This window comes from Fictibacillus tiangongensis (assembly GCF_048083785.1).
GTDB lineage: Bacteria > Bacillota > Bacilli > Bacillales > Fictibacillaceae > Fictibacillus.
This window is the reverse complement of record NZ_CP182294.1, coordinates 3675463-3689506: the sequence shown is the minus strand read 5'-3', so window position 1 is coordinate 3689506 and position 14044 is coordinate 3675463. Positions and strand designations below refer to the sequence as shown.

Sequence of the window (14044 nt, the reverse complement as noted above, 5' to 3'; positions counted from 1 at the left end):
CTAAAACATCCAAATCTCGTTTTGATTGCACAATAAAAGGAAAAACTTCATGTAAAGGAGGTCGCGCGTGAAAAGTATACATAGCCGTTTGTTGATCATGCTGCTGGGTTTTATTATCGTGCCGTATTTTTTAACGATTTTTCTTATATATGCTTACACGAAGAACAGTGTTGAAGAGTATGAACTCAACAACAGCAAGATGCAGCTGGAGAAGAATGCGGAAGACCTCCAACAGTATTTTGATGACATGGTGAACCTCCCGTATATCTTGTATCGTAATCCAGATCTGTTCCGCATTTTTACGGAGGGATTTGAAGACTCGATCTATTTTGATCAAGATTCAGTCGAGAAGAGCATTGAGACGTTTTACTTAGCGAGAAGTGAGATTCGCCAGCTGCGGTTTTATTTAAATGAAGGAAAAGAGTCTTTTACCGTTTATAATGCGACAGTTAGTACGCGAAAACCGCAGCCGGAGCTACTGAATCAAGAACACATTAAACAATTGTTTAAATCTAATAAAAATTACCTGATCGAGCCGCCGCATGTGATAAAAAACTATAACAATGCGGCGATTATTCCAGAGTCAGACCGTACGAAGGTGTTAAGCATTCATCATAAAATTAAGGAAGTGCCGTCTGACAAGTTTCTTGGAATCATGACGATGGATATCAGTTTAGGTGAGTATTCAAAAATTGTGAGTAACTTAGCGGGAGAAAACGGGTCATCTGCATATCTGATCAATGATCAAAACGAAATCATGTATGCGACGGATTCTTCATTAATAGGTAAGCGTGTTCCGTCAGATCTAAAAAGCCGGATCCAAAAAGGCACAACAGATAAAGAAATATCGTTAACAAAGACATTAGATGGACCTGTTGAAGGCTGGAAATTAGTGAAAAAGACGCCGAGTGATGTGCTGTTCCGGGATGTTCGGAAGACCGCAACGATCAATATCATCGTCGGACTTGGGGTGGGCCTTTTAGGTCTTCTCATGATCAGTTTCATCTCATATAAAATTTCTCGGCCGATTCGCGAACTGAGTGAGAAGGTTCGTGGGATCGAGGGGGGACATCTCACAATACCATTTGAGAACGATCGACAGGATGAGATCGGTCACTTGGAACGACATATTAAAGACATGACGGATCGGATCAATCTTCATATTAACCGTGAATATAAGTTGGAGATTGAGAATCGAAGAAATCAGTTTCGTGCGTTGAAGTCACAAGTGAATCCACACTTTTTGTTCAATGCTCTGCAATCGATCGGAGCGGTGGCTCTTCGTTCCAAGTCTCCGCAAGTGTATGGACTGATAACGTCGCTGTCTAAGATGATGCGTTATTCCATGCAAGCGAATCAATGGGTGAGCGTGCAGAATGAAGTGGATTATATGAAGGCTTACCTCAATCTGCAACAGGCACGATTTGGAAAAGAGCTTCATTATACGCTGAATTTTAGTGACGAGGTACTTAAGAGTAGGATTCCTAGTATGATTTTACAACCGCTCGTTGAGAATTTTTTCAAGCATGTGTATGAAGAGGGGCATTACGAAGCGCAACTAACGGTCTCTGGCGAGGTGAAAGGTAATTCTATCCACCTGGTAGTCGGAAATTCTGACGGACCTGAAATCACAGCTAGCGATTTAGAGCGCTTGCGAGAAAACATTTACGTATCAGCATCGGAAGGTACCCCTGTAAACGAGCATATCGGACTGAAGAATATATATCAGCGACTGATTCTAAACTATGGCGAGCGAGCTGATTTCCTAGTGGATCAGCCGAGTGGACAAGGTTTTTTGGTGAGGATCGTCATTCCAAAAGAATCTAGTGACGAGCCAACGGTTTAGTAACAGAAAGAAGGTAACGGATATGAAGGTGTTGATAGCTGACGATGAGTTCAATGTCCGCGACGTGATTCGGTATATCGGGAAATGGGATGAACACGGGATTATAGAGCTTTTGGAAGCAGCAAACGGAAACGAAGCGAAGAAGGTCATCGAGAAAGAGCAGCCGGAGATTATTTTTACAGATATTAAGATGCCTGGCATGAGTGGCTTGGATCTGATCGAGTGGCTGGATTCTATCTCGTACGAGGGCAAAGTGGTGTTGATTACGGGTTATGATGATTATCAGTTTATGAGAAAAGCCATTCAGCATAATAGCTTCGATTATCTATTAAAACCGGTCGAGGATGAGGCATTTAATAACGTGCTGAAAAAAGCGATCGCGGCTTATGATGAGGAAAGCAAGTCTCGTCTGTACCAAGAGGACGCGGTCAAGGTTCGATGGAGTCAAACGATGTTAGCAGCTTGTCTCGGGGAGCCGGCAGAGCTCGATTTTATCGCCTCGAATCTACCACCGTCGGAAAAATATGATTTTACATTATTATCGTTCTATCAGATGCATCAGCCAGCACCATACATCGAAAAACTGGCCGATGAGTTGTTGGAGCAGGAAATTGGGAATGCTGTAATGCTGCCGGGTGATAGTAACCAAAGTGTGCTCATCACCTTGCCGGAAGAGTGGTTTTTGGTAGAAGAGAGTTTGAGCCGTGAACTCGATATTCCGGTGCGCCTCGTAAAGTGCGAGCTGCAGTCACTTCAAGAGATTCACAAAAAATATAATCATCTTCAAAGTGAGCTCGAAAACCAGAATTACCGGTCGATTCAGCGATTGAACGAACTTGAAGCGAAACAGCGCATGAACGATATTATTTCGTATGTTGAAACATACTACATGGAAGATATGAGTTTAGAAAGACTAGCGAACCGGTTCTTTTTCAGCAGGGAGCATATCTCTCGTAAATTTAAGCATGAAACGGGCATGACGTTATCGAAATATATAACAAAACTGAGGATTGACCAGGCGAAACGTTGGTTGAAGGAAAGTGATGAAAGCATCTTTTCGATCTCGACGATGCTCGGGTATCAAGATGAAAAATACTTTTCTAAGCTCTTTAAAAAAGAAGTAGGGATAACACCGTTTGAGTTTCGAAATGGTGAAAAATCGTAAGCAGAGATTTTATAGAGAAAGGGGTGATTCCACGAAACATGAAAAAGCATTATGTAACCATTGGTATGATAGCAATTCTTCTTGCAGGCTGTCAGATAGAGAATAATTCAAAGCCCCAAAAAGAAGAAAAGATAGAGAAAAAGGTTGTACTTGATATCCGAAACCCGAAAGTAGAGATCGCCTCTGAATTTGAAGAGCTCGCGAAAGTCTATGAAAAAGAAAATCCTGATATTGATATACGGATTCGTACGGTCGGAGGAGCGGCTGATGATTATTCCGACTTAAAAGCGGAGCTTGCTTCAGGTAAGGGACCGGACATTTTTACAAACACAGGTTATGAGAATGCTGAGACGTGGCGGCCGTATTTAGAGGATCTATCAAAAGAGCGATGGGTCAAGGAAGCCTATCCAGGTACGCTTGACGCGATCAAGATGGGCGGCAACGTGTACGGAATGCCGATGAACTTAGAAGGCTACGGCTTCATTTATAATAAGAAGCTTTTTCAACGTGCAGGAATTGAACAAGTACCAAAGACACTTCCACAGTTAGAAAAGGCAGCGGTAAAATTAGAGCAAAAAGGAATCACCCCGTTCGCAACCGGCTATTACGAGGACTGGAAGCTCGGTGTCCATCTATTAAATGTGGCTTTTGCGAGACAGAACGATCCTGATGCTTTTATAAAAAAGTTGAATGCAGGTCAGGAGCAAATCCCTGATAATCCACTGTTTCAGGATGTGATCGACTTGTTAGATGTTACGCTGAAATACGGAAACGCAGATCCTTTAACAACGGATTACAACATGGAAGTGGACCTTTTTGCAAAAGGAAAAGCCGCGATGATACTTCAAGGAAACTGGATTCAGCCCATGATCGATGAACGTGCTTCTGATCTGGATGTAGCTTTCATGCCGATACCAATTAACGACGAGCCGACAGATCAGCTTGTGGTGAGTGTGCCGAACTATTGGGTCGTGAACAAAGAGGCAGATTCTCGTGATAAAAAAGAAGCGAAGCGCTTTTTAAACTGGATGGTGAGTTCAAAAAAAGGGCAAACGTTCATCACAGAGCGCTTTAAGTTCATTCCGGTTTTTAAAAACATTAAAACGGATAATTTAGGTCCGCTTGCAAAAGAAACGATAGCCGCATACAAAAAAGGCAACACGTTAGATGCCAACTGGAGCGGTTTTCCCGCAGGGGTGAAAGAAGAGTTCGGATCTGCCATGCAGATGTATGTAGGTAAACAACTGACACGTGAGCAGCTGTTGCGCGAATTCCAGCTTTCTTGGAACAGAGCACGAAAAGCACAAGAATGATGAGGCTCCTAGATAAGGGGTCTTTTTTGTTGTGTAAGTTGTTGATTTCCGTTTCAGATGTTCTCTGGACGTACGGTGAACCACCTCGGTACTTAACACTCGGGTGCTCCAGCATCTTACATGACGATCAACTCTCAAGGATACTTTTCACCAACAACATTTACGAGATATCAATTTAAGACGAAATCCTCATCAATCCATGCCATATCTACACGCGGCAACCTCCCCTATACTTGTAATTAGCAAAGCAAACGATTGGAACTGTTTCATCAGTGCCAACGAAAATCACATAGGAGGAATACGTATGAACTATCGTACTATGGCGAAAAAAGTAGCTGTCGTATCACTCAGTACTGCGATTTTATTAGGAGGGGGCGCAACAACATTCGCGTCAGGCCAAACCCCTTCAGATTTTAAAGAAACGTACGGAACTTCACAGATCACGCGCTACGACATGAAGCAGATGATCAATCAACATAACGATCCAAAATATACGGTGCCAAAATTTGATGCATCAACGATCAAGAATGTAGAGTCAGCTAAGAAGGTTGACGAAAACGGCAAACAGATCGACATGGATGTTTGGGATACGTGGCCACTTCAAAACGCGGACGGAACGGTTGCTGAATACAAAGGCTACCACATCGTTTTCGGTCTAGCAGGTGACCCGAAGAACCCGAACGACACGTTCATCTACATGTTCTATAAAAAAGCGGATGACCAATCCATCGATGCTTGGAAAAATGCTGGACGTGTTTTCGAGGACGATGACAAGTTCAAAGCAAACGATAAATATTTAAAGCATCAATCTGAAGAGTGGTCTGGTTCTGCAACGTTCACTTCTGACGGTGAAGTTCGTTTGTTCTATACAAACCGTGAAGCATTCAAGCCGGATCAAGATCGTTACGGAAAACAAACGTTAACAACAGCGCAAGTAAACCTTTCTCAACCAGATAACAAAACACTTGAGATCGACGGTGTAGAAGATTACAAGTCTATCTTTGAAGGCGGAGACAGCAAGATGTACCAAACGGTTGAAAAAGCGTTCGGTGGTGGAGACTACAACGATAACCATACGTTCAGAGATCCTCACTATATTGAAGAAGATGGACGCAAATATTTAGTATTTGAAGCGAACACAGGTACAGAAACAGGTTACCAAGGAGAAGAATCTCTGTATAACCAAGCATACTACGGAAAGAGCAATGCTTTCTTCCAAGATGAAAAGAAGAAGCTTTTAGCAAGCGATAAGAAAGAAACAGCTAAAAAAGCGAACGGTGCGATCGGAATCATCGAGATCAACGACGATTATTCTGTGAAAAAAGTGATGAAGCCACTAATCGTATCTAACACAGTAACAGATGAGGTCGAGCGACCGAACATCTTCAAAAAAGACGGCAAATGGTACCTCTTCACAAGCAGCCGTGGTTCTAAAATGACGATCGACGGCATCGATGACAGAGACATCTACATGCTTGGATATTCAGCAGATTCTCTAGACGGTCCATTCAAGCCGTTGAACAAAACGGGTATCGTTCTGCACCAAGACCAAGATCCGAACGACATCACTTGGACGTATGCACACTATGCGATTCCGCAAGAAAATAGCGATAATGTCGTTGTAACAAGCTATATGTCAAACAGAGGCTTTTTCGAAGATCGTAAATCAACGTTCGCACCAAGCTTCGAGATGAACATCAAAGGCAAGAAAACATCTGTTGTGAAAAACAGCATCCTTGAACAAGGACAACTAACGAAGTAAAGATTTCTATCAATCAATTTTCGACCTACCCTACACATCGACCAAAAGGAAATGCCAGAGATGGCATTTCTTTTTATTTAGGGAGTACTAGGAGGTTAAGTCATGTATAAGAATGACAAATGGCCCTTATTATTTATTCTAAGTTTATTGTTTGCAGGCATGTTGCTGGTGAATCATCTGATGGATGAATCGAGTAAGCCTGTTCCAAAAAAGGAGAACGACCCATCGTACCGGGCTGATTATCATTTTACAACGCCTGATAAGTGGAAGAATGATCCTCAGAAACCGGTCTATTATAAAGGGAAATATCACTATTATTATCTGTATAACAAAGATTACCCAGGCGGTAACGGAACAGAGTGGCGCCACGCAACGTCAGAAGACCTTGTGAACTGGAGGGATGAAGGCATCGCTATCCCAAAATTCACGAACGATAACGGAGATGTCTGGTCAGGCTCTGTTGTGATCGATAAAGAAAACACCGCTGGGTTCGGGAAGAATGCGTTTATCGCTATTCTGACACAGCCTTCAAAAGACGGAGGAAAACAGAAGCAGTTTCTCTGGTACAGTACGGATGAAGGAAAGACGTTCAAGCCTCATGGAGAGGATCCCGTTTTAGATAACCCTGGAACGAAAGATTTCAGAGACCCTAAAGTGATCTGGGATGATGAGCGGAAAAAGTGGATCATGCTCATGGCAGAGGGTACGAAGATCGGGTTTTATGAGTCGGATGATCTGAAAAACTGGAGATTTACGAGCGATTTTGAAACGAAAGATATTGGGTTGATCGAATGTCCTGATCTCTTTGTGATGCGAGCGGAAGATGGAACGTTGAAATGGGTGCTCGGAGTGAGCGCGAACGGTCTCGCGTCTGGAAAACCGAACACATACGCGTATTGGACAGGGGATTTTAACGGTGAATTCTTTACCGTTGATCATGAATATCCGGAGTGGCTGGATCACGGCTTTGATTGGTATGGCGGTGTAACGTTTGATGAAGGAGAGAAGAGTGATCCTAATGCGAAAAGGTATGCGCTCGCTTGGATGAACAACTGGAGCTATCCGCATGAAACGCCGACGAAGAAAGAAGATTTTAACGGTATGGATTCTGTGGTGCGTGAACTTCAGTTGAAACGAGATGCTGATGCAGATCGGTATTATTTAGCGTCACAGCCGGTTGCAGCATTAAATAACTTCATAAGTTATAGGGATTCGTTCCAGCAGATTAAAGTGAATGGAGAAAAAACGCTCGATGTATCTGGAGATTCGTACGTGTTAGAAACAGATATCAGTTGGGAAGACAGCCGTAATATAGGCTTGAGACTTCGTGAGTCCGAAGACAAGAATCGTCATATCGATGTTGGGATTCATACAGAAGGACAGTTTTCGTATGTGAACCGATCCTTTGCTAACCAACCGGATAAAGGCGGTCAATATGTAGAGAGCAAAGCACCATTTTCTTCAGAAAAACGAAACGTTCACTTGAAAATACTTGTAGATAAGACAAGTGTTGAGGTGTTTGTAGATGATGGACGAGTCGCGTACTCAAGTCTAGTGTATCCAGAGCATCATGATCAGGGGATAACGCTATTTTCTGATGGTGGAGAAGCTATATTTGAGAATTTACAGGTAAAACATATAGACTGAGTGTGATTTTCGTGTGAAAGCGGGTTCTGTAGTTTATGTTTGTGCGGGTTATCGGTGGTTATATGTGTTTTTCAGGTGGTCGTAGGGTGTTTACCGGTGGTGCGAGCATCGTTTCAGGTGGTCAGCAGCCGTTTACCGGTGGTCACACACCATTTACCGGTGAACGTGTAACAGTTATAAAAACACGTACCGTAAAACAACTAAACACCATGATAAAAAAGCAGTTCTCAACAGAGGGAACTGCTTTTTTGCATATCATAAAAGATCTCCAGTCCTAAACCGGACTGGAGAATATAGAAGGAGTATAGGTTTAAAATGAGTGGGTCATCGACCATCCATTGCAAAAAGTGGGTAATAGGTAAAAGGTAAGTTGGTAATCGGTGATGGGTGATTGGTTGGCTCATCTGCCGTTACAAGGGTACCAGTGTACGCGAAATTTTTTCTCCTTCTATACCTTGAAGAGGAGTCTCACCTCTTCAAGGCTTAAAAGTATTTCTCACTGTCGAAGTCTAACTCGACAGAATAGTTTTTAGCGTTGATCAAATTGGATAGACGGTTTGCTTGACGCTCCGTCTCGATTCCTTTTAAACGATAATCTTCTGGCTCGAATGTTGCAATACGCATCAAGTTTGCGTTCTCGCCGAACAAATAAGGCTCTTCTTTTGAAGCAGCTCCGAATTCTTTATACTTTTTTGACTTTGCACGTAGTTGTGTAGCAAGTTCAATCGCTTCCACAATCGTTAGAGTTTCATCATTGAATTCAATCTGATGCTTGCTGTTTGCTTGATACATCAGTTTATCTAATAAACGAAAATCTTTGCGGACTTCCTCTATATCTTGTTCGACATTTGATAATGTACGGACTTGCTTTGGAACTTGATCCCCTTTTTCAATCTCAACAAAGGCTACGCGATCCATTTCATCTTCAAGTTCATGTATACGTTTTGACAATACGCTTTTAAGTTTAACTGCTTCTGCAAGGGAAATTTTAGGCATACCGCTCAGGCTCCTTCTAAATAAATGAAATAATTAAAAATATTACCATTGATCTTTACTATCCTGCAATCATTTTTTTCTTTTTTAGTACAATTAAAAAGGTTTCCGGAAGTAAATGTAAGATTTATAATAAAATCACAGACAGAAAAAAGGGGACATGAGGATTATGACAGACATTCTATGGACGATCTATCTAGGGATTATAGGTGCTTTTGCCATCGGCTTTTTCATCAAAGGCGGATACAAGACACATTCAGCAAAATTAGACTTCGTCATCTCAATCATTACGTGGATTGGATTGTTCGGGTATGTAACGAGCAATGAACTCTTCACGCCACTTCTATGGAAATTTGTTTTCATCGGTGGATTGGTGTGGGATCTAGCCTATGGACTTAAAAAATTTAATGAAGACGCAAACGAGATTCCAAGAGCAGCTCGCCCAGCAATATTCGGATTAACGGCATTAATTATGATCGGACCACTTTATTACGGGCTATTTCGTTACGCGTTTTAACTATAAGGAAGGTAGATGTTTCCTATCAATACGAACAAAGAAGCGATTCATCAGCTAGAAGAAAATAATTTAGATCAAGCGATGAAACTATTTCACAAAGCAGTACTAGAAAAGAGAGATGTTCAATCGCTGACGAACTTAGCATGGGTTCTGTGGCATGAAGAAGATGATTTGGAGCGGGCCTTGTTACTTGCATCCGAAGCTATAAATCTTCATCCAACTTCACATTTTCCATATAGTTTGTGTGGGGAACTGCTTATAAACAGCAATCGTTATGAAGAAGCATTGCCGATGTTGCACCAGGCAATCTCGATACAACCAACGAACACCACCTATCACAATCTTGGAGTTGCTTATTATTACCTTGGTGAAAAAGAAAAAGCGGCCACTCATTTTGGACTAGCAGCCGGTAACTCAGACTACTCTCTAAACAATCAAGTAAAATGTTTGATTGAATGTGGTCATTCAAATGAAGCTATAAAATTACTCGCTACTTTTGATGAGTATGCAGATGATTTTATAGGTGCCGTCGATCTAGCTGATTTATTCGTTGAGGTGAAACTGTACCAGGAAGCTGCTCACTGGTTTGAAAAAGGATGGGACAATTATTATAAACAGGCTGATTGGGTTGCGAGGTACATCTATTCTTTATCTCAAATAAACGAAGAAACAAAAGCGAACCAAATAAAAAACGAGTTTCTTCGTTTTAAAAAAGAAGAACTGCTAGATGAAGAAAAAGAAGAAGTAGATGAAGACTATACTGAACAAGATAAACAGGAAAACATCATTAAGATTATGACTGAAATAAAAGAGTTTAAAATCATGCTTGATAACCTTAAGGTTGGAATTCTGCCGCCTTTTACTCTTGAACCTTCACCAGAAAGAGACTGTTATCTTTTCGGCTGCGAACGCCATCAACATCCTGAATATAAAGACTCGTGAGACAAGAGGCTCTTTCCCATAGGTCTCTTTTTTTATGTCCAAAAGAAATCCGTCATGTATTGAACAAGCCCTCCATATAGTAGTAATAATCATCATACAATTGGCTTCTTATGTGAGAAATGCCTGTGATTAGAGGAGGGGTCGAATGCTTCATATTGTGGCTTGCATCAAGCAGGTGCCGGATACGAAGATCATCAAGATGAACCCGAAGACGAATACGATGGACCGCGCGAGTGCGCCTGCCATTTTAAATCCATACGACGCGCATGCGGTGGAAGAAGCGGTGCGTCTGAAAAAGAGATACGGAGGAACGGTTTCGGTGCTGACGATGGGTCCTCCACCAGCCGTAAAAGCGATCAAAAAATGCATTGAGATCGGGGCAGATGAAGGCTATATGATCTCGGACCGAGCGTTTGCAGGTGCGGATACGCTTGCGACGAGCTATGCACTCACGAAAGCAATAGAGAAAATCTCGCAAATCCAGCCGGTCGATCTAATCATCTGCGGAAAGATGACGATCGATGGTGATACGGGACAAGTTGGACCAGGAATCGCACGCCGGTTAGACATGCCTCCTCTCACTTCTGTCAACAAGGTAAAAGAGATCAATGTGGAAGATGGGTATGCGATCGTTCATCGAAAGCTGGAGGATGGATATGAAGTGATCCAATCGACGATGCCTTGCTTGATGTCGGTGGAAAAAGAGATCAATGACGTTCCTTATTCGTCGATGACGAACATGTTGAAAGCGGCTCGCTATCAGCCGGTGATCTGGGCAGTTGCGGATCTAGAGGATGTGGAGAGAACACAGCTCGGACTGAAAGGCTCGCCGACGATCGTTTCAAAAGTGTGGGCACCAACAAAACCGAGTGGCGGCGAGATGCTAGAAGGGGATGTAGCAGAGCAAACAGAAAAGCTGCTGAACCTTTTATTAGAGAAAAAAGAGCTTTTTGCGGTAAAGGGAGGGTCCGGCGTTGAGCTTTGAGGATTATTCAGGCATTTGGGTGTTTATTGAGGTAAAAGACGGTGAGGTCGTTCCGGTTTCACTCGAGTTGTTAGGAGCGGGTAAGGAACTGGCAGACAAACGTGGCACCGAGCTTGCTGGCGTTTTGATTGGAGAGAATGTCACACATCTCGCCGACACGCTTTATGAATACGGAGCGGACACGGTCTATGTGTATGACGACACCATTTTTAGTAACTACCGAACTGAGTCTTATATGAAAGCACTGTTAGAATGCTGTCAAAAGTATAAGCCTGAAGTCATTTTATACGGTGCAACATCGACCGGGAAAGATTTGGCGAGCGCTGTTGCGACGGACCTCCCAACAGGACTCACCGCAGACTCCACGATTTTAGATATAGAAGAAGACACAGGATTGCTGCTTGCGAGCCGACCAGCGTTTGGCGGTAACATCATGGCAACGATTCTCTGTAAAAAGTATAGACCGCAGATGGCGACAGTCCGGCCGAAAGTAATGAAGGCACTGACGCCTGAACCTGGCCGAAGAGGACAATTAATTGAAGAAACAGCTTCTATAAAAGAAGAAGACATTCGAACGAAGGTGCTTGAGATCGTTCAGTTCACGACACAGAAGGTCCGGATTGATGAAGCCGATATTGTGGTGGCTGGCGGAAAAGGATTAGGAAGCGAGAAGGGATTTCAGGTGGTTCATGATCTTGCTGAAACACTGGGTGCGGCGGTTGGTGCGAGTCGTGATGTTGTTGAAGCAGGGTGGGTCGAGCACCATCACCAAGTGGGGCAGACAGGATTAACGGTTACGCCAAAAATTTATTTTGCGATCGGCATTTCTGGAGCGATTCAGCATATTGTCGGGATGCAGAATTCGGGACTCATCATCGCGATCAATAACGATCCAGAAGCTCCTATTTTTCAATCAAGTCATTATGGCATTGTTGGGGATGCCTTTGAAATCGTACCGCTTCTGATTCAACAGTTTAAACAAGTGTTTAACGGGGAGGTGGTAGATCATGTCTGAAAAGTTTGATGTAATCGTCGTTGGAGCAGGTCCTGCCGGCATTTCCTGTTCATATGAACTAGCGAAAGCCGGCGTAAACGTATTACTCATTGAACGCGGAGAGTATCCGGGCTCAAAGAACGTGATGGGCGGTGTGCTTTATCGAAAAATGATGGAGGACGTGATCCCAGAGTTCTGGAAAGAAGCGCCGCTCGAGCGACCGATCGTAGAGCAGCGATTCATGATGATGGACAAAGAATCTGCGGTAACCGTCGGGTACAAGGGGATGGAATGGGGACAGGAGCCGTACAACAACTTTACGGTACTGCGGGCAAAATTCGATCAATGGTTTGCGGGGAAGGCTGTTGAGCAGGGAGCGTTACTCGTAAACGAAACCGTTGTTTTAGAGTGTATTGTTGAGAACGGGAAAGTAGTTGGGGTGAGAACGGATCGACCAGACGGCGACCTTTATGCGGATGTCGTGGTTTTGGCGGACGGAGTAAATTCGTTGTTAGCCAAGTCACTCGGCTTTCATAAAGAATTTCGTCCAGATGAAGTGGCCCTCGCTACGATGGAAATTATCAAGCTCGACAAAAAGACGATCGAGGACCGATTCAATCTAGAAGAGAATCAAGGTACGACAATCGAGCTGTTTGGTGATGCGACAAAGGGAATCCTCGGCACAGGATTCCTTTATACGAACAAAGACACGCTGAGCTTAGGCGTTGGTTCACTTCTATCTGGCCTTATCAAGCATAAGATAAAACCATATGAGCTGTTGGAGTATGTGAAGAATCATCCGATGATTCGGCCGTACATCGCGGGCGGTGAGCCGGTCGAATATTTGGCGCACATGATTCCAGAAGGCGGCTACAAATCGATGCCAAAAGTAGCTGGCAACGGGGTGCTCGTTGTTGGAGATGCCGCCCAGCTCGTGAACGCGATCCACCGGGAAGGCTCAAACCTTGCGATGAAGTCCGGTCAGTTCGCAGCTGAAGCGGTGCTGCTTGCGAAGGAACGCGACGATTATTCGGAAGCGACACTCAATCATTATAAAACGCGCTTAATGAGCAGCTTTGTCGGTCAGGATATGAAAAAGTACAAAGATTCAACGCATCACTTTGATAAGTTTCCTCAGTATTTCGATAAGTACATTCCGATGGTGAACAAGGCGGCGAGCCAGATGTTTACGGTCGATGGCTCATCGAAGTGGGAGAAACAGAAGAAAATTTGGCGCGATGTAGGAACGGCTGGAGAGAAATTCAAACTAGCTCGTGATGCATACCGGGCGTGGAAGGTGATGAAGTAAATGAGCGAAAGAAAGTGTCAGAGCATCGAAGAAAAACAGTATCTCGTTCGTTTTAACGCAGACACGAAGTCACATCTCACCGTTATGGATGCGGATGTTTGTCTGAACCACTGTCCTGACAAAATCTGCACGATCTTTTGTCCGGCTGAAGTGTATAAGTGGGAAGAGATTCGCATGCACGTCGGGTACGAGGGCTGTCACGAATGCGGAAGCTGCCGGATTGGCTGTCCGCATCAAAATATTAAGTGGGAATATCCAAAAGGCGGGCATGGTATTGTGTTTCGTTTGGGGTAAAGGATTAGGATGACCTGGTGTGTTTTGGTACCCAGGTTGTCCTTTTTTTATATGTGATGCAGCTTTTTACGGTACGTGTTCTTATATTTATTACACGTTCGCTCAATTCTACTGTTGTTTCACTCCAAATGTTCACGGTTTCACGCAGAAAGGACAATGTTTCACTCCAACTGGTATCCGTTTTGCTCAAGATTTACACAATTGTGCAGAAAAGGTACTTCGAACAGCCTCCGAAAGTAGTTTCCTTACAAGAAGTGCTACAGATAATCTATCAAAT

13 protein-coding genes are annotated in these 14044 nt (G+C 43.4%); 12 read left to right on the top strand and 1 reads right to left on the bottom strand.

All coding sequences use genetic code 11. The features are described 5' to 3' along the window. Positions 1-67: 67 nt before the first annotated feature. The 6 genes from ACNJYY_RS19420 to ACNJYY_RS19395 all read left to right on the top strand — a co-directional run bounded on the left by ACNJYY_RS19420 (position 68) and on the right by ACNJYY_RS19395 (position 8011). Entirely contained in the window at positions 68-1846 is a 1779-nt protein-coding gene (locus ACNJYY_RS19420; protein WP_416729749.1) for a sensor histidine kinase, read from the top strand. Between the two features lie 22 nt (positions 1847-1868). After that, a complete protein-coding gene (locus tag ACNJYY_RS19415; protein ID WP_416729748.1) occupies positions 1869-3011 on the top strand; it encodes a response regulator transcription factor in 1143 nt (380 codons plus the stop codon). 38 nt (positions 3012-3049) lie between these two features. Continuing rightward, entirely contained in the window at positions 3050-4324 is a 1275-nt protein-coding gene (locus tag ACNJYY_RS19410; protein WP_416729747.1) for an ABC transporter substrate-binding protein, read from the top strand. 304 nt (positions 4325-4628) lie between these two features. Next, a complete protein-coding gene (locus tag ACNJYY_RS19405; RefSeq protein WP_416729746.1) occupies positions 4629-6086 on the top strand; it encodes a glycoside hydrolase family 68 protein in 1458 nt (485 codons plus the stop codon). Positions 6087-6188: 102 nt separating this feature from the next. Further along, entirely contained in the window at positions 6189-7733 is a 1545-nt protein-coding gene (locus ACNJYY_RS19400) for a glycoside hydrolase family 32 protein (RefSeq protein WP_416729745.1), read from the top strand. An 86-nt stretch (positions 7734-7819) separates the two neighbouring features. Continuing rightward, positions 7820-8011, top strand: coding sequence for a hypothetical protein (locus tag ACNJYY_RS19395; protein WP_416729744.1), 192 nt, complete (start codon positions 7820-7822; stop codon positions 8009-8011). A 205-nt stretch (positions 8012-8216) separates the two neighbouring features. On the opposite strand, the gene ACNJYY_RS19390 is transcribed toward ACNJYY_RS19395, so the two are convergent. Continuing rightward, positions 8217-8729, bottom strand: a complete 513-nt coding sequence (locus ACNJYY_RS19390) for a hypothetical protein (RefSeq protein ID WP_144697542.1) — start codon at positions 8727-8729, stop codon at positions 8217-8219. A gap of 166 nt (positions 8730-8895) precedes the next feature. On the opposite strand from ACNJYY_RS19390, the gene ACNJYY_RS19385 reads away from it, so the two are divergent. The 6 genes from ACNJYY_RS19385 to ACNJYY_RS19360 all read left to right on the top strand — a co-directional run bounded on the left by ACNJYY_RS19385 (position 8896) and on the right by ACNJYY_RS19360 (position 13767). Then, a complete protein-coding gene (locus ACNJYY_RS19385) occupies positions 8896-9243 on the top strand; it encodes a hypothetical protein (protein ID WP_416729743.1) in 348 nt (115 codons plus the stop codon). Positions 9244-9258: 15 nt separating this feature from the next. Further along, positions 9259-10185 (top strand): tetratricopeptide repeat protein, encoded by a 927-nt coding sequence (locus ACNJYY_RS19380; protein WP_416729742.1) that lies wholly within the window; start codon positions 9259-9261, stop codon positions 10183-10185. Positions 10186-10330: 145 nt separating this feature from the next. Then, positions 10331-11170 (top strand): electron transfer flavoprotein subunit beta/FixA family protein, encoded by an 840-nt coding sequence (locus ACNJYY_RS19375; protein ID WP_416729741.1) that lies wholly within the window; start codon positions 10331-10333, stop codon positions 11168-11170. Beyond that, entirely contained in the window at positions 11160-12185 is a 1026-nt protein-coding gene (locus tag ACNJYY_RS19370) for an electron transfer flavoprotein subunit alpha/FixB family protein (protein WP_416729740.1), read from the top strand. Before ACNJYY_RS19375 ends, ACNJYY_RS19370 begins: the two co-directional genes overlap by 11 nt. Then, positions 12178-13473, top strand: a complete 1296-nt coding sequence (locus ACNJYY_RS19365; protein WP_416729739.1) for an FAD-dependent oxidoreductase — start codon at positions 12178-12180, stop codon at positions 13471-13473. The genes ACNJYY_RS19370 and ACNJYY_RS19365 overlap by 8 nt, the downstream gene beginning before the upstream one ends. Further along, complete coding sequence (locus tag ACNJYY_RS19360; RefSeq protein WP_066398362.1) at positions 13474-13767, top strand: ferredoxin family protein; 294 nt, start codon at positions 13474-13476, stop codon at positions 13765-13767. It begins immediately after the preceding gene. Positions 13768-14044 lie beyond the last annotated feature (277 nt).